Source organism: Nonomuraea sp. NPDC050022, from assembly GCF_044460705.1.
In the GTDB taxonomy this organism is placed as follows: domain Bacteria; phylum Actinomycetota; class Actinomycetes; order Streptosporangiales; family Streptosporangiaceae; genus Nonomuraea.
Genome location: NZ_JBITKE010000019.1, coordinates 43,189 through 69,553 on the forward strand (window position 1 = coordinate 43,189; position 26,365 = coordinate 69,553).

Consider the following 26,365-nt stretch of genomic DNA (forward strand, 5'->3'; position numbering starts at 1 on the left):
CACATGTGTAGCTTTTTCACAGTATTAAATGACTGGGGAGTGCAATATGGAGTCAGAGCAGCTGGCCGCGGCGATGAAGTGCTGGGAAGCGGGGGATCCCGACGCGGCGGCCGTGCTGTTCAGGGAGATCGCCGCCACCGGCGATCCCGAGGCGTCGCACCTGCTGGCCTGTCTGCTGGAGGAGCAGGGCGATCTCGACGGCGCGGAGGCCGCGCACCGGTCGGTGATCCTTTCCGGCGACCCGGTCTTCGGGCAGCGCTCCGCCATCGCCATGGGCATGATGCTGGTCGCCGCCCGCGAATGGCCCGCCGCGCACCGGGTGCTGATGATCGCCTGCGACGGCGCCGACTTCGAGGTGGCCGCGCTCGCCGAGACGGCGCTGGTGCTCGTCCTGACCGAGCTGGGCGATGTCGAGGGCGCGAAGGAGGCGCTGGAGCGGGCGCGCCGGTGCGACAGTCCCGCCGTGGCCGCGATGGCCGCCCAGCTGGAGCTGCCCGACTTCGCCCCCCAAGATCCGGGTACGGCCCGTGACCTGTTCGAGCTGGCGGACAGCGAGGACGACTACCGTGAGCTGCTGACCTGCGGCGATCCCGAGGTGGTGTCGCTGTCGGCGTTCCGGCTCTACCGGATCCACGCCGACGAGGGGGATCTCGCGGCCGCCCGCGAGGTGTGCGAGCACGCGATCGCCGTGGGACACCCCGACCACCTGGCCACCGCCCACCGGCTGCTCGGCGCGGTCCTGGTCGATCTCGGCGAGTACGCCGAGGCGGCGGCCTCCTATGCCGAGGCCGCCGAGGACCCCAGGCCCGACGAGCGGCTGCCCGCGCTCATCGAGCAGGCCAAGGTGACCGCGCAGCTCGGCGACGTGGCGGCGACGAAGGCGATCTTCCACCGGGTGGTGGCCAGCGGCCAGCGGGAGTACGCCGTCGAGGCCCAGGCGTGCCTGGCGCAGATGCACACCGAGGCCGGGGAGGTGGCCGAGGCGCTCGCGGCGCTGCGGGCCGTACTGGAGGCGGGGGAGTCGGACTGGTCCTCGATCTCCATCACGCTGCTCGGCCTGCTGCTCGACCGGCACCCGGACGAGCGGGAGAGCGTCATGGCGCTCGTGGCCGAGGCGGCCGAGCACGACGACCCCGACGCGGCGTTCAAGGCCGCCCTGCTGCTCGACCACGCGGCGCGGCAGCAGCCGCTCGCCGACCCGGTGGAGGAACAGGCGCTCCTGGACGTCGACGAGGCGCTGCGCCACCTGCAGGCGGGCGACCTGGCCGGGGCGCGGCGGCTGCTGCGCGACGCCATCGACTCCGGCGCGGCCACGCAGTCGGTCCGGGCCATGATGACGCTGGCCGAGCTGGAACTGGGCGCGGGCGACCGGGAGCAGGCCGACGAACTGCTGTCGTACGTCGCCGAGGGCGACGACCTGCTGCAGGGCTTCAGCGCCGAGTTCTTCCTGCACCTGCTGCGCGAATCGGGCGACGAACCGCACCCGGTGCTGCGGGCGGTCATCGACCACCAGCGCCTGGGCAGGGAGGAGGGGCTGGTCCGCTACCGCGAGGCCATGGAGCACCCCGCGACGGCCGCCATCGGCACCGCGGTGTTCGCGCAGGTGCTGGCCTCCATCGGGTACGACCTGTCGGACGCGGCCCGGCTGTTCCACGCGGCGGCCGACTCGGGTGACCCGCTCGCGCTCTCCTATACGGCCACCATCTTCAAGGACGTCCTGGTGAACCAGGGCCAGAGCGAGGAGGCGGTCGCGCTGCTGCGCCGGGCGCGGGCCGACGGGCATCCGGTGCTGGCGGCGTGGGTGGCGTACGGGCTGGGTGAGCTGCTCGGTGAGCGCGTGAACGATGGCCCTGGCGAGGGCGCTGCTGAGGGTTTCGGTCCGGACGGCGGCGAAGGCTCAGGCGGGGGCGTGGACACGGGTACGCGCGAGCATGACCTGGCGGAGGCGCGGGCCGCGCTGACCGCCGCGATGGAGACCGGCCACCGGGGGCTCCGGCTCGAGGCGGTGGGCGCGCTGCTCGGGCTGTTCGAGCGTCAGGGTGACCTGCTGGCCGCGTGCCGCCTGCACGAGCGGCTCGTCGCGGAGGGCGATCCGGTCCAGGCACCGCGCCACGCGTGGCTGCTCGGGCTCACCCGGGTGCGGATCGACGACCTCGACGGTGCGCGGGCCGCGTTCGGCCGTGTTCCGGAGGCTCACCCGGAAGAGGGGGAGACGGGAAGCTACGCCCGGTCCCTGCTCGACCGTGACTTCCGTGCGGCGGCCGCGGCGTTCGAGGCGATCTCTGACGACGGCAGGTCGTGGATGGCGTCCATGCTCGCCCTGCAGGCCGCGCACGCGTGGCGGCGGCAGGGCGAGACGGCAGCGGCCGACGGGTCGCTGTCCCTGCTGCTCGGCGTCGGTCACCCGGACTTCCGGCAGGAGGCGGCCTGCTACCTCGCCGCCCTGCGCCACGACGCCGGTGACCCGCACGGTGCGATCGCCGCCTGGCAGGAGGCGGTGACCGGTCCTGACGAGCGCCTCGCCGGCGTCGCACGGCGCGACCTCGGCCGGGCCTGGCACACGCTCGGCGACCTCGACGCGGCGGCGCGAACGTACCGAGAGATACTCGCCGAGTACGGCGCGGCGCAGGCGCAGGAGAGGTCCCCGGAGGCGTACCAAGGGATGGCCGCCGGAGACGGCGAGGTGGTGGCGCGCCAGGGGGCGGTGGCCTGGGGCGACGGGGCGCATGTGGCCGAGGCCGCGCTGTGGCTGGGGGAGATCCTGGTCGTGACCGGCCTGCCCGGCGAGGCCCGTGAGGTGCTGCGGGAGGTGTTCGGCGAGGTGGCGGCGGCCCCGTATCTGGCCCGGCTCCTGCGTGACGGCGGTGACCTTGACGGAGCGCTCGTGGAGGCGGCCACCGCGGTGCGGACCGCGCCGGACGAGGCGGCGGCGGAGGCGGAGTGCCTGCTGGGCGGGCTCCTCGCGCGGACCGGCGATCTCGAGGGCGCGCGGGCGGCGTTCGAGCGGGCCGTGGCGGCCGATCCTGATGGGGCGGGGGCCACGCTGCTGGAGGTCGGGCGCCACTTGGAGGAGGCGGGTGACCCGGAGGGCGCCCGCTCGGTCTACGAACGCGCGGCGGCCCAGGACACCGACCCGCGGGCCGCGGCCACGGCCCGGGTCCGGCTCGGTACGGCCTCGCCGGAGGAACGGCCGTGGGTACTGGCCGCCGAGGGCGACCGGCAGGGCGCCCTGGCGGCGCTGACCGAGCTGACGGGGTCGGCGCCGATGGCGGGGCTCCTGCTCGCGCTGGACGCCGGCGACATAGCCGGGGTACGCCGTCTGCTGACGGAATCCCACGCGACCGGGACACCGACCGCGACAGCCGGGCTCCCGGCAGAAGGAGCACTCGCCGGGACGACCGGATCCCCCGCGAGCCGAGCCGAGGCGAGCGAGTTCCCCACCGACGACGCGTTCGCCGAGACGCTGGAGATGGCCAGGGCGAGCCGGGACGAGGACTTCGCCAGGGCGCTCTACCAACTGGTCGCCGAGGTGGGCGACCCTCAGTGGGCCGCGCGCGCCGCTCTCGGGCTCGGCGCCGAGCTGGCCGGGGACGGTCAGCACAGCCAGGCCGAGCTGTGCTTCCTGCCCGCGACCGAGAGCGGCGACGACGAGATCGCCCTCATGGCGTGGCGCAACGTCTCCGTCGTCCGGCGCCGGCGCGGCGACCTGGAGGGAGCCGCCGAGGCGCTGCGGGCCGCGCTGCCGGCCACCGCCGTCGAGCTGGCCGCGCTGCTGGAGGAGCGCGGCGACCTGACGGGCGCCGGTGACGTGCTCGAACGTGGCGCCGCGGCCGGCGATCTCGCCTGCCGGTGTCACCTGCTCGTCAACCTGCTCCAGCGGCAGGAGTACGCGGCCATTGCCGCCGAGGCCGAGCTGGCCGTCGGCACCGGCGATCCCGAGACGGTGGCCATGGGCTACTGGGTGTGGGGCGACGCGCGCAAGGCGACGGGTGACCTGGCGGGCGCGGTCGACATGTACCGCAAGGGGATCGACACCGGTCAGCAGATCCCCGGCATGCGCGCCGATCTCGCGGAGGCCCTGCACGCGCTGGGTGACAAGGCGGCGGCCGTCGGGCAGGCGCGGCTGGCCGTCGAGTCGGGTGAGGCCGACGCCGCGGCCAGGGGCGGCATCCAGCTCGGCTGCTGGCTGCACGAGGACGGTGACCCGCTCGGGGCGGCCGAGGCGTTCGGCGCCGCCGCTGGGACCGGGTCCGCGCTGGCCCAGACCGCCCTGGACAACGTGAACACCTTGGCCTACCAGGCGTACGAGCGGGGCGAGCACGCGCTGGCCGTACAGGTGCTGGCGCATCTGGGGCCGCACGCCGGGGCCAAGGCCAGGGAGCTGGCGGAGCTCTGCGACGACCCCGAGGCCGTCCACCTCTACTACGAGCTGGTCGGCTCCGACGCCTTCACCGAGCTGGGGGTGGCCGAGCGGCTCGCCGAGCTCGGTGAGACGGAGCGGGCGCGGGCCGTCTACGAGCGGCTGAACGAGCACGCGGATCCCGATGTGCGGTTCGTCGCGGGCGGCAGGCTGCTGGCGCTCCTCGACGCCGAGGACGACTCCGCCGCCTTCTACAGCCTGGCCGAACGGCAGGCGGGGGACGCCGACAGCCCGGTGCGGTCGGTATTCGGCAGCCTGCTCGGCATGCTCCAGGGCCGCCAGGGCGACACCGAGGCGTCGCTGCGCACGCTGCGGGAGGCGGCCGAGGGCGGTGAGCCCACCGCCCTGAGCGTGCTCGCTCAGGCCCTGGTCGGGACCGGAGAGGTGGCCGAGGGCAGGCAGGTGTACGAGCGGGTGCTGGGCGCGGGCGACGAGGAGCTGGCGGCCAGGGCGATGGTCGCGCTCGGCCACAGCTACCACGACGAGGATGAGGACGAGGCCCGCAAGTGGTACATCCAGGCGGTGAACTCGGGCACGGGGCACGTCAGCGCGCTCGGGGCAATGTACCTGGGGGCGCTGGCCAAGCGGGAGCGGGACTTCCCGGAGGCGCTCGGCTGGTACCAGCGGGTCATCGACTCGGGAGACACCGAATCGGGCATGGCGGCCGCGCATCTGGGAGAGCTCTGCTACTGGCTGAACGACCGCGACGGGGCCGTGCGCTACTACGAGCTCACCCTGGGGCTGACCGAGCAGCCCGAGCTGGTCGCCGAGGCCGCCTTCCGCCTGGGGGAGATCCGGTACGCCCACGGCGACCTCACCGTGGCCAGGCGGATGCTCCGGCTCGCCGCCGGCACCGACGACTCGACCTTCGCGGCCGACGCCGAACAGCTCCTTGCGAAGCTGGGCTGAACTTGCGGTTAATTAAATGACTGCATAGTCTCATCTAGTCAAACATTTGAGGTGGGACGAGATGGCCAGGGTGGGACGGCCCCCGCAGGATCCGGGGCGTCAGCTGGAGCGGGCGCACCGGATCCTCGACGCCGCCGCCGAGCTGTGCCTGCGCTGGGGCTACGACAAGACGACCATCGACGACGTGGCCCGGCAGGCAGAGGTCGCCAAGGGCACGATCTACCTGCACTGGAAGACCCGCGAGATGCTCTTCGCGGCGCTGATCCGCCGTGAGCGGGTCCTTCTGGTGCGTGAGGTCCGCGAGCGCGCGCCCACGGACCTGCGCGAGCTGCTCCGGGAGCTGGTCGGCGGGCTCTTGCGCCGGCCGCTCATGCGGGCGCTGATCCTGGACGACACGGAGGTGTTCGGCAAGCTCAGCAGGCAGAAGAAGAGCAGCCAGACCACGCTCGACCTGGGCGCCGCGTTCGGGACGTACCTCCAGGACCTGGCCGGGCGGGATGTGCTCCGCTCGGACCTGACTCCCGCCGAGCACCTCGCGACCCTCGCCTCGGTCATCTACGGGTTCCTGCTCACGCAGAACATGATGCCCGAGCAGATGCGGATGCCGGAGGAGCGGCTCGTCGAGCTGGTCGCCGACACCGGCGTCCGCGCGATGGGCACCGGCGCCACGCTGTCGGACGACGACGCGCGGGCCGTCAGGCTGGCCACTCTCGGCTACCTCGACACCATGGAGGAGATCGCGGAGCGGAAGCTCGCGCTCTCCCTGGGCGCTAAGGAGCGTGTCACGTGAGGGTGCTACTCCCTCTCGACGATGCCGCCGCGGACCTCGCGACAGTGGGCGGAAAGGGCGCTTCCCTGGCCAGGCTGACCAGGGCAGGACTGCCCGTTCCCGGCGGTTTCCACATCACCACAGAGGCCTACCGGGCCTTCGCCGCGGACTTCCGCGACCGGATTCTCGACGCGGCCGCCGCCGGCGACGCCGCCGGGATCGCCGCCCTGTTCGCCGGGCACGACATGCCCGCCGCCGTCGCCGCGGAGATCCGCACGGCATATGAGGCGATGGGCGATGACGTGCCGGTGGCCGTCCGCTCGTCCGCCACGGCCGAGGACCTGCCCGGCATGTCGTTCGCCGGGCAGCAGGACACCTACCTCAACATCAGGGGCGAGGCGCTGCTCGACGCCGTCAAGCGCTGCTGGGCTTCGCTCTGGAACGCCCGCGCCATCGCCTACCGCGAGCAGAACGGCGTGCCGCACGACGACGTGGCGCTGGCCGTCGTCGTGCAGGAGCTCGTGGACGCCGACGCGGCCGGCGTCATGTTCACCGCGAACCCGGTCAACGGCTCCCGCGACGAGATCGTCATCAACGCCTCCTGGGGCCTGGGCGAGGCGGTCGTCGGCGGCCAGGTCACCCCCGACACCGTCGTGGTCCGCCACGGCGCCGTCGCCGAGTCGCGGATCGGCGACAAGACCGTCATGACCGTACGCACGCCGTCCGGCACGCACGAGGAGCCCGTGCCCGAGGAGCTGCGGCGGCGGGCCGTCCTCGACCCGGCGCAGGCCGCCGAGCTGGCCGGGGTCGGCTCGCGCATCGAGGAGCTGTACGGCACGCCGATGGACGTCGAATGGGCCAGGCGCGACGGCTCGTTCCTCATCGTCCAGGCCCGCCCGATCACCGGCCTCAAGCAGCCGGTCGAGGAGTGGAACGACAGTCTCAAGGGCGAGAACCTGTGGACCGCCGGCAACCTCGGTGAGGCCATCCCCGACGTGATGACGCCCGCGACCTGGTCGTTCGTCCGCATGTTCATCCATGAGGCGATGGCCGCCTCGGCGCTGCCCGGATTCGACCTGGTCGGCAACATCGGCGGCCGTTTCTACATGAACCTGAGCGTCATGTACACGATGGCCGTCTCGCTCGGCATGCGGTCACGGCTGAGCGCCGTCGAGCAGATCTTCGGCAAGCTGCCGCCCGGCCTCGACGTGCCGCTGCTGAAGGTCTCCCGCTGGGAGATCGTCAAGAAGGTCGTGCCGCTGGGGATCAACATCCAGAAGCGCGTCCGTACGAACCTCAAAGGCATGCCCGCCTTCCTCGCCACCGCGCGGCGGCAGGCGGAGGAACTGCGCGCCCGCGTCGCCACCATGGAGACCGGCCCCGAGCTGGCCGACCTGTGGGAGCGCGAGATCGAGCCGTACGTCGTCACCAGCTGCCGCATGCTGGAGGCCGCCGGCCGGCAGGGCGGGGCCACGCTCGTCTACACCCGCGACAAGCTGCGCAAGATGATGGGCGACGTCGACGCCGAAGCCATGCTCACCGGCGTCAACACCGACGGCGAGCTGGCCAGTCTCGGCCCGGTCATCGGGCTGGGCAGGCTGGCCAGGGGAGAGATCGACCGGGACACCTTCGCCCAGCTGTACGGGCATCGGGGGCCCCACGAGTTCGAGGTCTCCATTCCGCGCCCCGGCGAGGATCCGGCGTGGATCGACGCCCAGCTGGCCGGGCTCCGGGACGTGAGCGCCGACACCGAAGCGCTGCTCGCCCGCCAGAAGAAGGCGCGCGAGGAGGCATGGGCGCGGTTCGCCCAGCGTTACCCCCGCCAGGAAGCCAGGATGCGCGACCGGGTCACCCGGTGGAACAAGGTCGTCCGCGACCGCGAGACCGCCCGGTCGGAGAACATGCGGGCGTTCTGGGTGCTGCGCGCCTTCGTACTGCGGGCCGGGGAGCTCACGGGGCACGGCGACGACCTGTTCTTCCTCTACCTGGAGGAGATCCTCGGCCTCCTGCGCGGCGACACGTCCGCGCTGGAGCGGGTCCCGGCCCGGCGGGCGACCTACGAGATGTACGCGGCGCTGCCGGCGTACCCGACGCTGATCGTCGGGCACTTCGACCCGGTGCGCTGGGCCGCCGACCCCGACCGGCGCGGCGACATCTACGACGCGCGTGGCGGGAGCGCGCCCGTCAGCGACACGGTCACCGGCTTCCCCGGTGCGCCGGGCATCGTCGAGGGCGTCGCCCGGGTGATCTCCTCACCTGAGGACGGCGACCGGCTCAAGCCGGGCGAGATCCTGGTGACGACGCTGACCAACATCGGCTGGACCCCGATGTTCCCGCGCGCCGCCGCCGTGGTGACGGACATGGGGGCGCCGCTGTCGCACGCCTCGATCGTGGCCCGCGAGCTGGGCATACCGGCGGTGGTCGGCACGGGGAACGCGACGATGCGGCTGCGCGACGGCGACCGCGTCCGGGTGGACGGCGAGGCGGGCACGGTGGAATTACTGGGCTGAGGGGTGTTCGGGGCGGCTACGCGGCTGACTTGCCGAGGAAGCCGGAGGTCTTGAGCCAGTCGGCGGTGACCTTTTTCGGCTCCTCGCCGTCGACGTCGACCTGGGCGTTGAGCTTGCGCATGGTCGTGTCGTCCAGCTTGGCGATCACCGGCTTGAGCACCTTCTCCAGCGCCGGGTACTTCTGGTAGGTCTCGTCCCGTACGTTGACGGCGGCGTTGTAGATCGGGAAGAAGTGCTTGTCGTCCTGCAGCACGGTCAGGCCGAGCGCGGAGATGCGCCCGTCGGTGGTGTACACCTCGCCGAAGTTGCAGGTCTGGCCCTTGTCGGTCTCGGTGTAGACGACGCCGGTGTCCAGCTGGCTGATCTTGTTCTTCGGGATGTTCAGGTCGTACGCCTTGGACAGTCCCGGCAGCCCGTCGTCACGGGTGGAGAACTCCGACTCGACGCACAACGACGCCTCGTTCGGGTTGGTCTTGGCGAGTTTCGCCACGTCGGAGACCGTCTTGACGCCCAGCTGCTGGGCCTTCTCGGAGCGGATCGCCAGGGCGTAGGTGTTGTTCAGCGGGGTCGGCCCGATCCAGCGGATCTTGTTCTTCGCCAGGTCCTCCTCCGCGGTGGCCTTGAACTGCTTGGCCGAGTCCGGGATTGGGGTGGCGTTCTTCAGGTGCTCGATCCAGCCGGTGCCCGAGTAGTCCCAGTACATGTCGATCGCCTTGGACGTCAGCGCCTTGCGGTTCGGTACGGTGCCGCCGAGGTTGGTCTTGTCCTCGACCTCGGCCCCGTGCGCCTGGAGCAGCTGTACGGCGATCTGGCCGAGCACGATGTTCTCGGTGAAGTCCTTGGACCCGACGACGAACTTGGCGCCGGACAGCTCATTGCCCGCGCTGGCGGCCTCGACCTCCCCGCCCGAGCCACAGGCGCTCGTGGCGGTCAGGGTCAGGGCGGCGGCGGTGAGCAGGGTGAACGTCTTGGGGGCACGCATACGAAAAACACCTCTTGAAGCTGGGCTTACGGTACTTGCGGTATGAGAGGGGGAGTCAGATGCCGCGCGGCTTGAGCAGGTTCTCGGCGAGCCCGCCGAGCCAGTCGATGAAGAAGGCGATGCTCGCCGTCAGCACGGCGCCCGCGATGGTCACGGGCATGCGGTTCAGCTTGAGCCCGTTGATGATCAGCTCGCCGAAGCCGCCCGCGGCGACGAACGCGCCGAGCGTGGCGACGCCGACGGTCAGCACGAGCGCGGTCCGCAGCCCGGCGAGGATGGCCGGCACGGCCAGCTTGAGCTCCACGCGGCGCAGTACCTGCCCCTTGGTCATTCCCATGCCGCGCGCGGCCTCGATGAGCGCGGGGTCGACCTGCTGCACGCCGACCATCGTGTTGCGCAGTACGGGCAGCACCGCGTAGGCGACCAGGCCGACCAGGGCGGTCTGGAAGCCGACCCCCAGCAGGAACGTGCACAGCACGAGCAGCCCGATGGCCGGGATCGCCTGGCCCAGGTTGGCCAGGGTGAGGATGATGGGGGTGATCAGCCGGTTGCGGGCCCGCGAGGCGACGATGCCCAGGGGGATCGCGATGACCACCACGAGCGCGGTCGCCACGAGCGTCATCTGGATGTGCTCCACGGCCTTGGCCAGGAGGACCTCACGGGTGAGGCTGCGGCTCTCGATGGAGTCCAGGTTCTGCGCGCCGAGCCAGGCGTACAGGCCGATCAGTACGCCGCAGAGGGCGATGGGGGTGATGACATACCGCAGACCTGTCACGCGCCCGAGTGGGCGGGTCCGGTCCGCGCCGAGTGTCGCGGTGGTCACCTGCCGACCGCCTCCTCTCGGGCGGTGTCCGGCACGGGTGCGGCGCTCACCGGCTTCGGTCCGGATCCCACCGACTTCAGCCGAGGGGCGGGGGCGGGTTCGGTTCCCACGGCCTCGCACAGCGCGCCGTAGGTGAGGACGCCGGACGGCGAGCCGCAGCGGTCGGTGCCGTGCGCGAGCATGACGTCCAGGGCCTCGCGCAGGCTGGCGTCCGCGGTGATCTGTGGCAGGTTCGCGCTGCCCGGCTGCTGCCGGCACTCCACGTCCGCCACGCGCAGCAGCGCGAGGCGCTTGAGCGTGGCGTCCTGGCCGATGAAGCCGGCGACGTAGTCGTCCGCCGGATTGGCCAGGATGTTCGCGGGCGTATCGTACTGGGCGATGTGCGACCGCTCCTTGAGTACGGCGATGCGGTCGCCGAGCTTGATGGCCTCCTCGAAGTCATGCGTGACGAAGATGATCGTCTTACGCAGCTGCTTCTGGAGCTTGACGAACTCGTTCTGCAGGTGCTCGCGGGTGATGGGGTCGGTCGCGCCGAAGGGCTCGTCCATCAGCATCACGGGGGGATCGGCGGCCAGCGCCCTGGCGACGCCCACGCGCTGCTGCTGCCCGCCGGACAGCTCGCGGGGGTAGCGGTCGTGGTAGGCCGACGGCTCCAGGTTGACCAGGGAGAGCAGTTCCTCCACCCGGTCGGCGGTCTTGGCGGGGGTCCAGCCGAGCAGCTTCGGCACCAGGCCGATGTTCTCGCCGATGGTCAGATGCGGGAACAGTCCCACCTGCTGGATGGCATAGCCGATGTGCCGGCGGAGCTCGTCGGGCTGCAGGCTCAGCACGTCCTCGCCGCCGATGCGGATCTCGCCCGACGTGGGCTCGACCAGGCGGTTGATCATCTTCATCGTGGTGGTCTTGCCGCACCCGGACGGGCCGACGAAGACGACGAGCTCGCCGGCGGGGATGTCGAGGTCGACGTGGTCCACCGCGGGCGCGGGCTGTCCGGGGTAGTGCTTGGTCAACGCGCGCAGCTCGATGCTTGCGCCTCCGGTGTCACGATCGAACACGAAGCCCCCTGGGAATGGTCAGTTGACGTACGGCGAAGAAGAACAGGTCGAACAGGACGGCGATGACCACGATGCCGAGCGTGCCGGCGAGCGTCGCGTTCAGCGCGTTCACCGAGCCCAGCCGGGACAGGCCTTCGAAGATCTGCGTGCCGAGGCCGGGGCCGTCGACGTAGGCGGCGATGGCCGCGATGCCGATGAGCATCTGCGTGGCCACGCGCACCCCGGTGAGGATCAGCGGCCAGGCCAGTGGCAGCCGCACTTTCAGCAGGACGCGGGTCCGGCTCATGCCCATCCCGCGTCCGGCCTCCACCATGGCGGAGTCGACGCCGCGCAGCCCGGCCACGGTGTTCCTGATGATCGGCAGGAACGCGTACGCGGTCAGCGCGACCAGCGTGGATCCCCAGCCGAGTCCGGTGATCGGGATGAGCAGGGTGAGCAGGGCGAGGGAGGGGACCGTCAGGATCGCGGCGGAGATCGCCAGCGAGAATCCCCGGGTTTTCGGAAGGTCGTGGGCGAGTAGCCCGATGCCGACGCCGACTGCCGTGGAGACGCCGATGGCGACGCCGACGACGAGGGCGTGTTCCCCGGCGGCCAGCGAGAGGGTGTCCCAGCGTGAGACGACGTACTCGCTGAAATTCATAGAGTGACCGCCTTTACTTACGCTTGCATGAGCCTGTAAACGTATGTGACTAATGGCCGTCAGCGCAAAGTCAGTCAAGGTCAGGGGCTTGCAATAGCGCTCGTGAAGCCCTGTCCATTGCGGAAATGCGTCCGTTTTGGCATGGTTTGACGGTGGCGCGCCCCCTCACCCTGGCCGGCCGCCCCGTACATGAGACGCTTGATCGCCAGACCACCAAACTGGCCAGGCGGCTGGTGCGGAGCTTCGCCGAGGAGATCCCTATCTACCGGCGCTTGCCCAGGGAAGAGCTCGACGGCGACATCACCCGGATCACCGAGGACAACCTGCGGCTGATCTCCCGGATGTTCCGCGACGGCCGCCCGCCGACCAGGGCGGAGCTGGCACCGCTGCGCTCCTCGTCCGCGCGCCGGGCCCGCGAGGGCGTGCCGCTGGACGACCTGCTCAACGCCTACGCCCGCGGGGCGCGGATGGTGTGGGAGCACCTGTTCGCCGCCGCGACGCCGGCCGACTTCGAGGACGTCCTGGCGGCCAACCGGCTCATCCTCGTCTACACGCAGGCGGTGACGGGCGCCGTGTGCACGGCGTACCTGGAAGAGCGCGAGAGCATGCTCAGTCACGAGCAGCACACCATGCACGCGACGGTGTCCGCGCTGCTCGCGGGCGACAGCGCGGCTCTGGCGGGGGTACGGCTCGCGCGGCGCTACCTCGTGCTGGCCGTCGCGGCGGGACGGCACGCCGACGAGGACTCCGACGAACCGGGCGGGTCCATCGCCGGGCGCCGCAAACTGCACCGGATCACCACCGCGCTGCGCCGGCACGCCGCGGAGCCGGTGCTGTCGGTGCTCGACACCACGGGCGGGCTCGTGCTGGTGCCCTGCGGCCCGCTTGACGGGTGCCTTGCTCATGTCGGTGAGATGGCCGCCGCTACTCGCGCCGACATGAGCAAGGCCGCTGGGGTGCCGGTGTGGGTCGCCGCCGAGCTCGCGCCGCCCGCCGGGGTGCCGGCCGCGGCCAAGCTCGCGGAAGAGGTGCTGGAGGTGGTGCGGCTCTTCCAGCGGCCGCCCGGCGCGTACCGGCTGGCCGACGTGCTGCTCGAATACCAGCTCACCCGCTCCAGCGAGGCGACGGCGGCGCTGGCCGGGCTGCTCGATCCGCTGCTGGACAATCCCGATCTGCTCAGGACGCTCAAGGTGTACCTGGACACGGGGCTCGATCGGCGGCGGTCGGCCTCACTCCTGCACGTACACCCGAACACGGTCGACTACCGCCTGCGCAGGGCCGTCAGCCTGACCGGGCTGGATCCCGTCGACCCCGCGCATCTCCAGCGGATCGGCGCGGCGCTGGCCGCCCGTCGCCGGCTCGGGTTGGACTGGTTAGACACCTGAGACGGCGGCCGTGACCACGGTGGCGAAGTTGCTCATGCCGAGCGCGTTCGGGTGGAAGGGGGCGGCGGGCGCGGCCGGGACGTACGGCTCGATCCACCGCGCACCCGGCGACGCGCACGGATCGTGGCCGACGCTCGGGGTCTGCAGGTCGATGAAGCCGACGCCGGCGGCGGACGCCTGCTCGGCCAGCATCTGGTTGAAGTACTGGAGGGTGGCGCGGATGTAGTTGGCGTCGGCCTTGATGATCGGGACGCGCGGGTAGCAGCCGTTCGGCGGTGCGTAGGTGGCGTAGCCGACCATGAAGATCCGGGCCTGCGGGGCGCGGGCCCGGATGTCGCCCATGAGCGTGGTCAGGCGCGAGCGCAGCGCGTCCGTCTTCACCCGCCAGCTGTCCTGGCCGTCCACGACGTAGTCGTCGTTGCAGGCGTCTCCGACGGGCGGCGGCAGCAGGTTCAGGCAGTCCTCGATGAAGCCCGTCAGGCCGACGTCGTTCGCCCCGATCTGCACGGTGACGAGGGTGGTGTCCTGGCTGAGCGCGTCCAGCTGCGGCGCGACCGAGCCGAGGTCCGTGCTCTGCCGCTGGTACATGTCGCCGGTGTCGGCGCCGGAGCACGTGACGTCGCGGAACGCACGGGCGCCGATGGCCTGCGCCGTCAGGTGGGCGTAGTTGTGGTCGGAGCGCCAGCAGCCGAGGTCGGGAATGACCTGGTTGGGCACGAGCGGTCCCGAGGCGGCCGAGTCGCCGAGGGCCACGTACACGTCGCTCTGCGCGGCTTGGGCGGCGGGAGCGAGACCTAACGCCAGGGCGGCCGCTGCGAGCACGGTCAACATCCGTCGGACCATGGAGACTCCTTCGGCGAGGGGTTGGTGGGGGGTGAGGAGTTCGAGGTGCAGACAAACGATGAGCCGCGAAGGTCATTCTGTGAATTGGACCGGGCGGTAAATTCGCGCTGTCAAATCTGTGACGCCTCACAAATCCCGGATGCTCGCTGTTGGGCCGGTCACTTCCGTGCGCCCGCCCTCACGTAGCCGGGCGATGGGGAGCAGCATCGCGACGGTCAGCCCGCTGAGCAGGCCGAACGCCAGGTGAAAGTCTCCTGTGGCGTCACGTAGCGCTCCTACCAGCACGGGCGCCAGCGCGGCGCAGGCGTAGCCGACGAAGAACGCCATCGCGCTGATCCGCCCGGCCTCGGCGGCATCGCGGCTCACCACCACGGGCAACGTCAGGACGAGCGTGAACAGCCCGCCGTGACCCACGCCCAGGGCGGCGATCCACACCCAGGTGGCTGTCGCCGGAGCCGCTGCCAGCCCCGCGAACCCGACCGCTGTCAACGCCGTCGTCAGGACCAGCCCGGCGCGCCTGTCCCGCCCTTCACCCAGCAGCGCCGGTACGGCCAGCATGGCGACGACCTGGATGGAGATCATCGCGGTCAGCAGCACGCCCGCGCCGGTGGCGTCACGGTGCCCGTCCTCGTGGAGCAGGGGGACGACCCAGGCGAGTTCGCAGTAGTACAGGGCGGAGTTGACCGCGGACAGCACAGTGATGCGCCAGGCCAAACCGCTCCGCCAGGGCAGCCCTTTGGTGACAGGCCCCGCTGGAGTCGCCGTTCGGCTCGGGGTGGTCTGGCCTGCTCCGGTGTGGTTCGTCCCCACTGGAGTTGCCGTCTGGTCCGCGCCGGTCCGGTTCGTACGAGCGAGGGCTGGGGTGCTGTCGAGGGCCAGGGAGGTACGGGAGGCCGACCAGATCGCCATGCCCGCCGCCGCGAGCACCGACCAGGAGGCCAGTGCGCCCGGCCAGGAGCCGATGGCGTCGGCGAGGGGCGCGGTCACCCCGGCCGCGACCGCGCCGCCCAGGCCGAGACCGGCGGTGTAGATGCCGGTGACCAGGCCCGCGCGGTCGGCGAAGCGCGTCTTGACCACCGCCGGAAGCAGCGTCTGCGCGATCGCGATCCCGGCACCGACGGCCGCCGCGCAGGTCAGCTGCAGCCAGGCGGAGCCCCCGAAGACGCGGGCCGCCGTGGCCACGGCGATGACGGCCAGCCCGAACAGCACGCCGAGCCGCAGCCCGAACCTGCGCCCGACCACGGCGGCCAGGGGCGCGCAGACCCCCATGGCCAGCGTCGGGATGGTCGTCAGCAGCGCCACTCCCGTGGCGGACAGGTCGAGGTCGGTTCGGATGCGGTCCACCAGAGGGGACACGGCGGCGATCGCCGGCCGCAGGTTCGCCGCGGCGACGAACAGCGCGACGGCGGCCGCGCCGAGGGCGGTACGCGTCATGGGGGCTCCCAGTTGATCTCGGATATTTTCCATCCGAGTTCTATCACGGACATTCCTTGTCCGGAATGGGTAAGCTGCCTGACATGAAGATGTCCAACGGAGTGGAGTGGGCACTGCACAGCTGCGTCACGCTCAGCCAGAGCCAGGACCCGGTGCCGGCGGCGCGGCTCGCGGAACTGCACGGCACCCCGCCGGCGTACCTGGCCAAGCACCTCCAGGCGCTCTCCCGAGCGGGCATCGTACGATCTACGGCCGGGCAGGTCGGCGGCTACCTCCTCACCCGGCCGGCCGCGGCGATCACCGTGCTGGAGGTGGTCCAGGCCATCGACGGCGACTCGCCCGCCTACCGGTGCACGGAGATCCGGCAGCAGGGGCCGCTGGCCGTACCGGCCGAACGGTGTGACCGGCCGTGCGCGATCGCCCGCGCGATGGCCTCGGCACAGGAGGCCTGGTCCGGCGCGCTGGCGGGCATCACGATCGCGGACCTCGCGACGGGCATCGACGCCGACAGCGACGGTACGGCCATGGCCGACGTACGCCGCTGGCTGGCCGCCCCCACGTGACCTTGACGAACCCCTAGGGACGTGACCTGTGGCTGAGGAGCCCTCAGGAAGCCGAGCCCGCCAGGGTGACGGTCACCACCACCCCGCCGCTCCGGTCCTGAGGCGCAGCACGACCGGATCTACGGTGGGGCGGCAATAGCGCATGGCAGGCCGGACGGCGGCCAGCCGGGTGTGACCGTATCCAGTATGGTCGGGCCGATCGGCCGGTTACCTGGCGCGAGAGGAACATCGAATGCCCCATGCGGCCAGACCCACCGTCACCTCGCACGATGCAAACCGCGAACCCACGTCAAACCGCCCAGGAGGCCAGGCGCCCATGCCCCCACCTAGCTACTGGACCACCATCGTCGGAACCAGAGGGATCGCCGCCGCCCACGCGCCCGCCGTGCGAGCCGCGGACAGCCAGACGGTCGGCTTCCGGAACGCGGTCGTGGTGGCCGCCGGAGACTATGGCGAGGAAGGCACCCGGCACCTGGCCGTCCAGGGCCGTGCAGCGCTGGGGGTGCGAGCATGACGTTCCCCGGCGGGACCTCCGTCACCCGGCTGTCGGTCTACTCGGGCGCGTGTTCCGATGGTCTGGAGGGCGGTACGCCGCATATGCACACCGCCTCCACCGAGGCGTACGTCGTCATCGGCGGCAGTGGCGCGTTGCAGACCCTCGATATGCGCGGCTTCCGGGAGACGGAGCTGAGCGGCGGTTCGACGGTGTGGTTCACGCCGGGCACGATCCATCGGGCGATCAACCGGGGCGGTCTGGAGGTGGTCGTGGTCATGCAGAACGCCGGGCTGCCCGAGGCGGGTGACGCGGTGATGACGTTCCCGCCGGAGATCGTGGCGGACGCGGCCCGATACCGGGAGGCGGCCACACTGCCTTCGGGCGCGGGAGCGGAGGAGGCCGTGCGGCGTCGCCGTGATCTGGCGGTGGCGGGGTTCCTGCGGCTGTCCGAGAGCCTGGCCGACGGGGATCCGGGACCGTTGCGGGAGTTCTATGACAGCGCGGTGGCGCTGGTACGTCCCAGGGTCGCGGGCTGGCGGCGTACCTGGGAGGACACCGTCGCCCGGCAGACCCGCCACACCGCCGAGGTGCTCGACGCGCTGGAACGCGGCGACGGGACGCACCTGCAGGAAGCCACGCTGCTCGAATCCCCACCCGAAGCCCGCTGGGGCATGTGCGGCAATCTGCACACCCACGACGTCGCCCACCCGCACGTCCACTCGGCCCCCAGCTGACACCGCTCCTCGCCTCCCCCTCCGGGGCTTGTTGATCGCGAGCCGTATTATCCGCTTATGTCATCGCTGCGTCTCCCACCTGCCGATACCGCATTGTCCGCCTACACCGGCTGGACCCGGGCGCACTGGGAGGCCGTGGCGGATCACCTGCTGGAATCCGTGGTGCCGTACGCCACCGACGACTTCGCGCAGTACCGCATGCCGGGCAGGGAGAGCCGGTCGGGGACGGTGAGTGACGGCCTGGAGGGGTACGCCCGCACGTTCCTGCTGGCCGCGTTCCGGATCGCCGGGGCGGGCGGCGCGGTGCCGCCCGCGCTCCTGGAGCGGTATGCCCGAGGACTGGTGGCGGGGACCGACCCGGCGCACCCCTATGCCTGGCCGCCGCTGACCGACATGTCCCAGCCGCTGGTCGAGGCGGCCTCGATCGCGCTGGCCCTGCACGAGACCCGGCCCTGGCTGTACGACCGGTTGTCCCCGGCCGAGCAGGAGCGGGTGGTGGCCTGGCTGGCGGGCTTCGTCGGCAGGCGGACACCGGACAACAACTGGGTGCTGTTCCGGGTGGTCGTCGAGCAGTTCCTGGCCGAGGTGGGCGGGCCGTACAAGCCCGACGAGATCACCGGCGGCCTGGAGCGGATCGAGGACTGGTACGTCGGGGACGGCTGGTACTCCGACGGCGCGGGCAAGAACTTCGACTACTACGCGGGCTGGGCCCTGCACCTCTACCCGCTGCTGTGGGCCAGGATGGCCGGGGACGCGGCCCGCCTGGAGCGTTACGGCGAGCGGCTGCGGGCCTTGCTGGGCCAGTACCAGCACCTGTTCGCCGCCGACGGCGGGCCCGTGCACCAGGGGCGGTCGCTGACCTACCGGTTCGCCACGGTCGCGCCGCTCTGGCTGGGCGCGCTGACCGGCTCCTCGCCGCTCCCGCCCGGCCGGACCCGGCGGATCGCCGGTGGGGTGCTGCGCCACTTCGTCGAGCGGGGTGCGCCGGATGAGCGGGGGCTGCTGACGCTCGGCTGGTACGACACGTTCCTGCCGGTCACGCAGAGCTACTCGGGGCCGGGCTCGCCCTATTGGGCCAGCAAGGCGTTCCTCGGCCTGCTGCTGCCCCCCGAACACCCGGTATGGACGGACGCCGAGGTCCCGGCGCCGATCGACCTGGCGGACCAGGCGGTGACGATGCGCCCGCCGGGGTGGCTGCTGCATGCCACCCGCGAGGACGGCGTGGTCCGGCTGGTCAACCACGGCAGCGACCGGGACCGGATCCAGGACCCGTCGGGGGTGCCGGACCCGCACTACCTCAAGCTCGCCTATACCAGCCACACCGGCCCCAACCTGGCCGAGGCAGCCGGCAAAGAAGGAGAGGTGGCCGGCAACGAAGGAGAGGTGGCCGCCAGGGAAGGGGCGGGAGCCGGTATCGAAGGGAAGGTAGCCGGAGCCGAAGGGCAGGCGGTCGGTTTCGACAGGGCAGTGGTCGGTGTCGACGGGGAGGTGGTCGTCGTCGCGCCGGACGGGGCCGTCTCCCGCAGGCGGCGCATCGAGCCGCTCACGACGGGGGACCGGTTCGCCGCCTCCGCCTACCGTGACGACCTGCCGGCCGGGTCGGTCCACGTGGTGACGGCCTCGGTGGTGGACGGGGCGGCCGAGGTACGGATCCACCGGGTCACCGCGCCCGCCGGACACCAGGTCAGGGACGGTGGCCACGCCATCGCGGGGGAGGCGCCGCCCACGGCGCGCGGCGGCGAGCTCTGGGCGTCGGCGCGGCGGGCGGACGGGCTGGTCAGCGTGGTGCGCGGGCTGCACGGCTACACGACCGCCGGGGTGGCGAACGCAGAGGGCGCGAACGCCTTCGGACGGCACTCGGCCACCCCGTACGTGCTCGCGGCCGCCCACCCGGGCGGAACCGCCGTGTACGTCAGCCTCGTCCTGCTCACCGGCACGGCCGAGGCGCGGCCCCCGGAGGTGCGGGTCGACGGCGACCAGGTCACCCTCGACCTGCCGGGCGGCGACACGGCGACAGTCCGCCTCACCGAGACCCCCACCTGCGTCCGCGTCACCGGCGGCGGGAAGAACCCGACGTGAAGTGACGGCGACGGTCCGCCTTACCGGCATCCCGCGTGAGGTGGCAACCCCCGCGTAACCGTTCACCCACTTGAGGAGCCTGCCTGATGTCACGGCCACCCGTCGCGGTCTTCGCCATCGCGCCCTGGGCCTTCCACGACGTCTTCCCCGCCGACCTCGTCGACCGGTTGCGGCAGTCGGTGGAGGTCGACGCGACGGTGACGTTCACCTCGTTCGAGGGCGAGGCGGCGGCGCGGGCCCTGGCCGGGGCGGAGTTCCTGCTGACCGGATGGGGCTGCCCGCGGATCGACGCCGAGGTGCTGAAGGCGGCGCCCGGCCTGCGGGCCGTCGTGCACGCCGCCGGCTCCGTCAAGGCGATCGTCGATCCCGTCGTGTACGAGCGGGGCATCCTCGTGTCGTCCGCGGCGGAGGCGAACGCCGTGCCCGTCGCCGAGTACACCATCGCCATGCTGGTGCTCGGCGCGAAACGGGTCTTCGAGCGGGCCGGTCACTACGAGGCCGGCGAGGACGCCTGGCAGCAGGGCGCGGGCACCGGGCTGTACGACTGCACCGTGGGCGTGATCGGGGCCTCCCGGGTGGGCCGGCACGTGCTGCGGCGGCTGCGTGACTTCGAGGTCGACATCCTGCTGTCCGACCCCTACGTCTCGCCGGCGGAGGCGGCCGAAATGGGGGCCGAGCTGGTGGACGTGGACGAGCTGTGCCGGCGTAGTGACCTGGTCACCGTGCACGCACCGGCCCTCGCCGAGACCCGCCACCTGCTGGACGAGCGCCGCCTCGGTCTCCTGCCGGACCGCGCCGTCGTGATCAACACCGCCCGTGGCTCGCTGATCGACACCGAGGCGCTCACCAGGGCGTGCGCGTCCGGCCGCGTCTCGGCCGTGCTCGACGTGACCGAACCCGAGCCGCTGCCTACGGGCCATTTGCTCTTCGGCCTGCCCAACGTACTCGTCACCCCGCACGTGGCGGGCGCGCAGGGGCGTGAGTTGCGGCGGCTCGGCGAGTACGCGATCACCGACCTTGAACACTTCATGCGGGGACGCCCGATGCGCGGCCGGGTGACGGCCGAGCAGCTCGCTCGCCTGGCCTGACGACCTGCCGAAAGCCGAAAACAGCCGAAAACCTTTTCGCAACGTTCGCCAAGGCAGGCTGCCACTCCGATTGACAGGGAACTTATCTCGGTTTACGTTGCCGAAAACCTTTTATTTCGCCGATTCGACAGAAAGGATTGTTAGCGCTACCACAACCAAGCGCTAGGTTCGATCACTCCCCCCAAGCGTTCGATCGGATCGGATCACTCTGCATGAGAAGAATCATCACGGCCCTCCTGCTCATCGCGGGATCACTCGTTTTAGGCGCTCCCGCGCAGGCTGCCCAGACCATCGGATACCCCACCTTCAACGGCCCGTCGATCCCGGCCGCGCCCGGTTCGTACACGACCGGCAACATGATGCAGGCCATCTACGACTTTGAGAGCTCGGGCACGGACTTCTGGATGGACCGGCTGCTGGCCCGCCCCGGCAACGACCCGGCCGGAACCTGGCTCATGTCCCGGGGACGCGCCCTGTTCATGAAGACCCACACACCGGGCACACTCGGCTTCGCCGGCCAGGTGGCGTACTGGGAGAGCATCAGCAACAACAACGCCTACACCGTCGCCATCACCCCGGGCACCTTCACCGAGCAGGTCAACTCCCGCTGGCAGGCGCCGAGCTACTGGAAGAGCGTGCACACCAGCGGTTCCATCACGGTGAACCAGACGAAGTTCATCACCAACAACAACGTCGCCGTGACGAACCTGTCGATCACGAACGGCGGCTCCAGCTCGACCACCCTGCAGCTGCGGGCGACCTCCCCGTACGCCACCTCAGGGAGCGGGAGCGAGCTGACCGGGCAGGTCAACGCCTACAACAACCTCACCACGATCTATCCCCGGCTGACCGGTGACGGCTTCACCGTCTCCAGCGGCGGCCTGAACAGGTCCGTGACGATCCCGGCCGGAGGGACCGTGACCGCCAAGGTGGTCATGGGCTTCGTCACCAACGAGATCCCCGAGTCGCGCACCGAGTATGACGCCTACGCGGGATACACCAACGCCACCGCCTTCGCCACCCACGTGCGGGCCTACAACCTGTGGTGGGCGCAGAACGTGCCCTACATCGACGTGCCCGAGCCGGCCATCAAGAAGAACATCTACTACCGCTGGTGGCTGATGCGCTTCAACAACCTCGACGCCGACATTCCCGGGCAGACGTTCCAGTTCCCCACCTCGACCGAAGGCGTGCTGGGCTACAACAACGCCATCGCGCTCACCCAGCCCATGCACATCGACGACCTGAAATACCTGCGCAACCCGATCTACTCCTACGGCGACTGGCTGAGCGTCGGGCAGATCTCCAAGAACGGCCGCTTCCTCGACAATCCGGGCGATCCCGAGAACTGGTCCAACAGCTACACCCAGTACATCGCCGAGGCTGCGTGGAAGAGCTACCAGATCCACGGCGGCCAGCCGGCGATCGCCGCCAACCTGGCGCGCTACGCCGAGGGGGACGTCAAGGGCCAGCTGTCGTACTACGACCACGACAACAACAAGCTCATCGAGTACGACTGGGGCGCCCTGACCGGCAACGACGCCGACGCCGTCTCCTTCCACTGGAAGCCCGGCAACATGGACCGCGCCGAGTCGGCCTACCAGTACAGCGGCGCGCTGGCCGCCGCGCAGGCGTACGAGGCGGTCGGCAACACCGCCAAGGCCACCGAGATGCGCACGCTCGCCACGCAGATCCAGAACGCCATCGTCAACGTGCTGTGGAACCCCAACCGGCAGCTGTTCGAGCACCGGCTGAAGTCCACCAACGAGTGGGTGCCGTGGAAGGAGATCAACAACTACTACCCGTTCGCCGTCGGCGCCATCCCCAACACCGCGACGTACAAGCAGGCACTGCGCCTGTTCGATGATCCGGCGCAGTATCCGATCTTCCCCTTCTACACCGCCAACCAGGCCGACAAGGCGGCCTCGGGCACCGGCAGCAACAACTTCTCCACGATCAACTCCACCGTGCAGTTCCGCCTGCTCTCCTCGGTGTTGCGGAACTACTCCAACTCGTGGATCGACGCGACCTGGTACAAGAAGCTGCTGTACTGGAACGCCTGGGCCCAGTACATCAACGGCAACACCCAGTACCCCGACGCCAACGAGTTCTGGGCCGACTGGAACGGCTCCTCGATCACCTACCGCTCCTGGATCCACCACAACATCCTGGGCAGCAGCAACTGGACCGTGATCGAGGACGTGGCGGGGCTGCGCCCGCGCAACGACGCGAAGGTGGAGCTCTCGCCGATCAACATCGGCTGGCCCAACTTCACCGTCAACAACCTGCGCTACCGCAACGCCGACCTGACCATCGTCTGGGACGACCCGGCGGACGGCGTGGTCCGCTACCCGGGCGTGCCCGAGGGCTACTCCATCTTCATCAACGGCAGCAGGGTCGCCACGGTCAACTCGCTGGTGCCGTTCACCTGGGACCCGGCCACCGGTGAGGTCACCACGAGCGGCACGGTCACCTATCACGTGTCCTCGCCCGGGCTGCAGGCGCCCGCGCAGGTGACGCAGAGCAGCGCGCGGATGGTGGACCTGCTGGCCAAGGCCGGGGTCGACCTGACCGCCAACCTGACCAACCTGGCCTCCGGGGCCAGTGTCTGGACCTCCTCCACCGCCTCGGGCAGCACCGCCGCGGGCGCGGTCGACGGCTTCCCGATCAACGAGCCGTTCTGGGGCGGCACGGGCGCCGGCCAGGACTGGTACGAGGTGAACTTCGGGGCGGCCCGCACGCTCAACGAGGTCCGGCTCTACTTCAAGGACAGCCGCCCGGCCAGCGCCACCTACCGGGCACCCGCCTCGTACGACATCCAGTACTACAACGGCAGCGCCTGGGTCAGCGTGCCCAGCCAGGCCAAGAGCCCGTCGGCGCCACGGGCGAACTACAACGTGGTGCAGTTCCCGGCGATCAGCGCCCAGCGGGTACGGGTGCTGGCCACCAACGCCTCGGGGGCCAAGACCGGGCTCACCGAGATCAAGATGTTCAACCGTGGCGGCACCCAGCAGCCACCGAGCGGCAACATGGCCGCCTCGGCGACCCCGTCGGCGTCGAACACCTCCTCCTGGGAGAGCGTCGCCGCCGTCAACGACGGGATCGACCCGCCCTCCTCCAACGACACGGTGAACCCGCGCTGGGGCTGCTGGCCGGAGACCGGGCAGCAGTGGGTGGACCTGACCTGGTCCTCGGCCCAGAACCTGAACAAGGCGGAGGTGTACTTCTTCGACGATGACGAGGGCATCGACATGCCCGCGTCCTGGAAGCTCCAGTACTGGAACGGCAGCGCCTACGTCGACGTGCCCGGCGCGAGCGCGTACGGGCTGGCCAAGAACCAGTACAACACCGTCACCTTCACCGCGACGAACACCACCCGCCTGCGGGTGCTGATGACCGGCAACGGCACCAGCTCCGTCGGCCTCCTGGAGGTCAAGGCGTACGGACCGTGACCGGCGGGGGCGTGCCTTCCGGGGCACGCCCCCTTCCGACCTCCGGCAGGGCATCCCGCTGAGCTGCGTGGCCCTCGGTCTGGCAGTCGCCGCATGGCCGTTTCCTACAAGACCGGGGCGCGGGGCCGGGCCATCATGAACGTATGGACATCGATCTTTCCGTGGCCGCCGACTTCATGGCCACTCACGCACGGGTCCTGGACCGCCGCCGCTTCCAGCTCCTGACGGGCGAGCGCGATCCGGCCGCCGCGCTGGCCGCGCTCGACGGCTACCGCAATCCGGACGGCGGCTACGGCTGGGGTCTGGAGCCCGACCTGCGCTCGCCCGAGAGCCAGCCGGGGGCCGCGCTGCACGCCTTCGAGGTGTTCGAGGACGTCGCGCCGGCCGCCTGCCCGCGGGCGAGCGAGCTGTGCGACTGGCTGGAGTCGGTCACGCTGCCCGACGGCGGGCTGCCGTTCGCCCTGCCCCGCGCCTCGAACGCCGGCAACGCCCCCTGGTGGGCGGGTGCCGACAGCACGGTGTCCTCGCTGCAGATCACCTCCGTCACCGCGGCCGTCGCGCACCGCGTCGCCGCCCACCTGCCCGACGTGGCCGCGCATCCGTGGCTGGAGCGGGCCACCCGTTACTGCCTGGACACGATCGCCGCCCTCGACCGGCGGCCGCCCGCGTACATACTCGCCTTCGCGCTGCGCTTCCTGGACGCCGTGCACGACACCCACCCGGAGGCCGCCGGGCTGCTCGACCGGCTGGGGGCCTACCTGCCGGCCGGCGGCCAGGTGCGCGTCGAAGGCGGCACCGAGCACGAGATGCTGCGCCCGCTGGACTTCGCGCCGCTCCCGGACCGTCCGGTGCGGGCCCTGTTCACCCCGGAGGTGATCGAGGCCGACCTCGACCGCCTGGCCGGGATGCAGAAGGACGACGGCGGCTGGACCGTCGACTACGCCCAGATCTCACCGGCGGGCGTCCTGGACTGGCGCGGTTACGCGACCGTCGGCGCGCTCGGCATTCTGCTCCGCAACGGGCGGGTCTGACGGCGGGTGCGGGCGAGCAGGTGGGTGGGTTTGACGGCATGTACGGGCGGGCTGATCGCCCCGCCCCGGCTTCCGCGCACCGGTAGGCTGCTCCGCACTGCGGTGACGTATCCCCTGTGCAATGCTGCGCTGAATGTGCCAGAAGTGAGCAGCTCCGGACTCTTGACAGGAGCGTTGGTGCTCGATTTACTCCGAGGAACGCCGGAATCGAGCACCGGCCCAAGAGGTACGCCTAGCCGGTAAGTGGCCACCGCCACAAGCCCGGACTAAGTCGCCAGGATCGCTGTCAGCGTCCGAGGCGGGGACGTACCCCCTATCGTCTGGAGATGCGACGATGAGCCCCACCCGTAGATGCTTAGGTGCTGCCGTGGCCCTTTCGGCCGCGTTGGTCGCCGTCCCCTCAGCCGCCTCGGCGGTCGCGGTCACCCTGCCCCCGGTCCATGCCGGGTTCGACTACCAGATCGGCGGCGCGTACACGCCGCCGGCCGGGGTCACCGTGGTCAGCAGGGACCGGGGCGCCGCGCCCGCCGCGGGGCTGTACAACATCTGCTACGTCAACGCCTTCCAGGTCCAGCCGGGCGAGGAGGACGATTGGGACTCCGACCTGCTGCTGCGTGACGCCAACGGCAAGGTGGTCATCGACGAGGACTGGGGCGAGGCGCTGCTCGACCTGCGGACCGACGCCAAGCGCAAGCGGGTCGCCGCGAAGGTGAACGGCTGGATCGACGGCTGCAAGGCCAAGGGCTACCAGGCCATCGAGCCCGACAACTACGACAGCTACACCCGCTCGAAGAAGCTGCTGACGGCCTCGAACGCCCAGGCCTACATCCGGCTGCTCAGCACCCACGCCCACGCCCAGGGCGTGGCCATCGCCCAGAAGAACACCTCGGAACTGGCCGGATCGCGCGTCGCGAACGGGCTCGACTTCGCGGTCGCCGAAGAGTGCGGCACCTGGGACGAGTGCGGGGACTACACGGCGGCGTTCGGCAACAACGTGATCGTGATCGAGTACACCGCGTCGGGCCTGAAGAAGGCGTGCTCCGGCTGGGGCACCAAGCTGAGCATCGTCCAGCGCGACGTGGACGTCTCGCCCAAGGGCGCCAGCGGATACGTCCGCAAGACCTGCTGAACGGTCTTCTTCTGACCCACGGT

Annotated in this window: 18 protein-coding genes; 12 read left to right on the forward strand and 6 right to left on the reverse strand. The window is 70.9% G+C overall.

What is annotated here, in order from left to right:
• The first annotated feature begins 46 nt into the window (after positions 1-46).
• The 3 genes from ACIBO2_RS53090 (at position 47) to ACIBO2_RS53100 (ending at position 8,608) form a co-directional block, all read left to right on the forward strand.
• The gene (locus ACIBO2_RS53090) at positions 47-5,329 is read left to right on the forward strand and encodes a tetratricopeptide repeat protein (protein WP_397304862.1); all 5,283 of its coding nucleotides are present in this window, start codon (positions 47-49) and stop codon (positions 5,327-5,329) included.
• A 61-nt stretch (positions 5,330-5,390) separates the two neighbouring features.
• On the forward strand, positions 5,391-6,119 hold the full coding sequence (locus ACIBO2_RS53095) for a helix-turn-helix domain-containing protein (protein WP_358535860.1): 729 nt from the start codon (positions 5,391-5,393) through the stop codon (positions 6,117-6,119).
• Positions 6,116-8,608 carry a PEP/pyruvate-binding domain-containing protein gene (locus ACIBO2_RS53100; protein WP_358535862.1) on the forward strand — a complete coding sequence of 831 codons (2,493 nt, stop codon included), beginning with the start codon at positions 6,116-6,118 and terminating at the stop codon, positions 8,606-8,608. Before ACIBO2_RS53095 ends, ACIBO2_RS53100 begins: the two co-directional genes overlap by 4 nt.
• Positions 8,609-8,624: 16 nt before the next feature.
• Here ACIBO2_RS53100 and ACIBO2_RS53105 read toward each other — a convergent pair whose 3' ends face one another.
• The 4 genes from ACIBO2_RS53105 to ACIBO2_RS53120 are packed head-to-tail and all read right to left on the reverse strand — an operon-like array spanning position 8,625 to position 12,108.
• Positions 8,625-9,590, reverse strand: a complete 966-nt coding sequence (locus ACIBO2_RS53105) for a glycine betaine ABC transporter substrate-binding protein (protein WP_358535864.1) — start codon at positions 9,588-9,590, stop codon at positions 8,625-8,627.
• Between the two features lie 55 nt (positions 9,591-9,645).
• Complete coding sequence (locus ACIBO2_RS53110) at positions 9,646-10,413, reverse strand: ABC transporter permease (protein WP_358535866.1); 768 nt, start codon at positions 10,411-10,413, stop codon at positions 9,646-9,648.
• Positions 10,410-11,468 (reverse strand): ABC transporter ATP-binding protein, encoded by a 1,059-nt coding sequence (locus ACIBO2_RS53115; protein ID WP_358535868.1) that lies wholly within the window; start codon positions 11,466-11,468, stop codon positions 10,410-10,412. The genes ACIBO2_RS53110 and ACIBO2_RS53115 overlap by 4 nt, the downstream gene beginning before the upstream one ends.
• A complete protein-coding gene (locus tag ACIBO2_RS53120) occupies positions 11,455-12,108 on the reverse strand; it encodes an ABC transporter permease (protein ID WP_357947744.1) in 654 nt (217 codons plus the stop codon). The genes ACIBO2_RS53115 and ACIBO2_RS53120 overlap by 14 nt, the downstream gene beginning before the upstream one ends.
• A 152-nt stretch (positions 12,109-12,260) precedes the next feature.
• On the opposite strand from ACIBO2_RS53120, the gene ACIBO2_RS53125 reads away from it, so the two are divergent.
• Positions 12,261-13,493 (forward strand): PucR family transcriptional regulator, encoded by a 1,233-nt coding sequence (locus tag ACIBO2_RS53125; RefSeq protein ID WP_397304863.1) that lies wholly within the window; start codon positions 12,261-12,263, stop codon positions 13,491-13,493.
• On the opposite strand, the gene ACIBO2_RS53130 is transcribed toward ACIBO2_RS53125, so the two are convergent.
• Positions 13,482-14,336, reverse strand: a complete 855-nt coding sequence (locus tag ACIBO2_RS53130; protein ID WP_358535872.1) for an SGNH/GDSL hydrolase family protein — start codon at positions 14,334-14,336, stop codon at positions 13,482-13,484. The genes ACIBO2_RS53125 and ACIBO2_RS53130 overlap by 12 nt on opposite strands.
• Positions 14,337-14,462: 126 nt before the next feature.
• Complete coding sequence (locus ACIBO2_RS53135) at positions 14,463-15,770, reverse strand: CynX/NimT family MFS transporter (RefSeq protein WP_397304864.1); 1,308 nt, start codon at positions 15,768-15,770, stop codon at positions 14,463-14,465.
• 83 nt (positions 15,771-15,853) lie between these two features.
• Here ACIBO2_RS53135 and ACIBO2_RS53140 point away from each other — a divergent pair, with 83 nt between their 5' ends.
• From ACIBO2_RS53140 to ACIBO2_RS53175, 8 genes are all read left to right on the forward strand, one after another.
• Positions 15,854-16,333, forward strand: coding sequence for an Rrf2 family transcriptional regulator (locus ACIBO2_RS53140; RefSeq protein WP_358535876.1), 480 nt, complete (start codon positions 15,854-15,856; stop codon positions 16,331-16,333).
• A 316-nt stretch (positions 16,334-16,649) separates the two neighbouring features.
• Complete coding sequence (locus ACIBO2_RS53145) at positions 16,650-16,847, forward strand: hypothetical protein (RefSeq protein ID WP_358535878.1); 198 nt, start codon at positions 16,650-16,652, stop codon at positions 16,845-16,847.
• Complete coding sequence (locus tag ACIBO2_RS53150; RefSeq protein ID WP_358535880.1) at positions 16,844-17,563, forward strand: cupin domain-containing protein; 720 nt, start codon at positions 16,844-16,846, stop codon at positions 17,561-17,563. Before ACIBO2_RS53145 ends, ACIBO2_RS53150 begins: the two co-directional genes overlap by 4 nt.
• A 57-nt stretch (positions 17,564-17,620) precedes the next feature.
• On the forward strand, positions 17,621-19,642 hold the full coding sequence (locus tag ACIBO2_RS53155) for a DUF2264 domain-containing protein (RefSeq protein WP_358535882.1): 2,022 nt from the start codon (positions 17,621-17,623) through the stop codon (positions 19,640-19,642).
• Positions 19,643-19,728: 86 nt separating this feature from the next.
• On the forward strand, positions 19,729-20,730 hold the full coding sequence (locus ACIBO2_RS53160; protein ID WP_397304865.1) for a hydroxyacid dehydrogenase: 1,002 nt from the start codon (positions 19,729-19,731) through the stop codon (positions 20,728-20,730).
• A gap of 212 nt (positions 20,731-20,942) precedes the next feature.
• Complete coding sequence (locus tag ACIBO2_RS53165; RefSeq protein WP_397304866.1) at positions 20,943-24,182, forward strand: discoidin domain-containing protein; 3,240 nt, start codon at positions 20,943-20,945, stop codon at positions 24,180-24,182.
• Positions 24,183-24,325: 143 nt separating this feature from the next.
• The gene (locus ACIBO2_RS53170; RefSeq protein ID WP_397304867.1) at positions 24,326-25,213 is read left to right on the forward strand and encodes a hypothetical protein; all 888 of its coding nucleotides are present in this window, start codon (positions 24,326-24,328) and stop codon (positions 25,211-25,213) included.
• Positions 25,214-25,580: 367 nt separating this feature from the next.
• Positions 25,581-26,342, forward strand: coding sequence for an endo alpha-1,4 polygalactosaminidase (locus ACIBO2_RS53175; protein ID WP_397304868.1), 762 nt, complete (start codon positions 25,581-25,583; stop codon positions 26,340-26,342).
• The last annotated feature ends 23 nt before the right edge of the window (positions 26,343-26,365 follow it).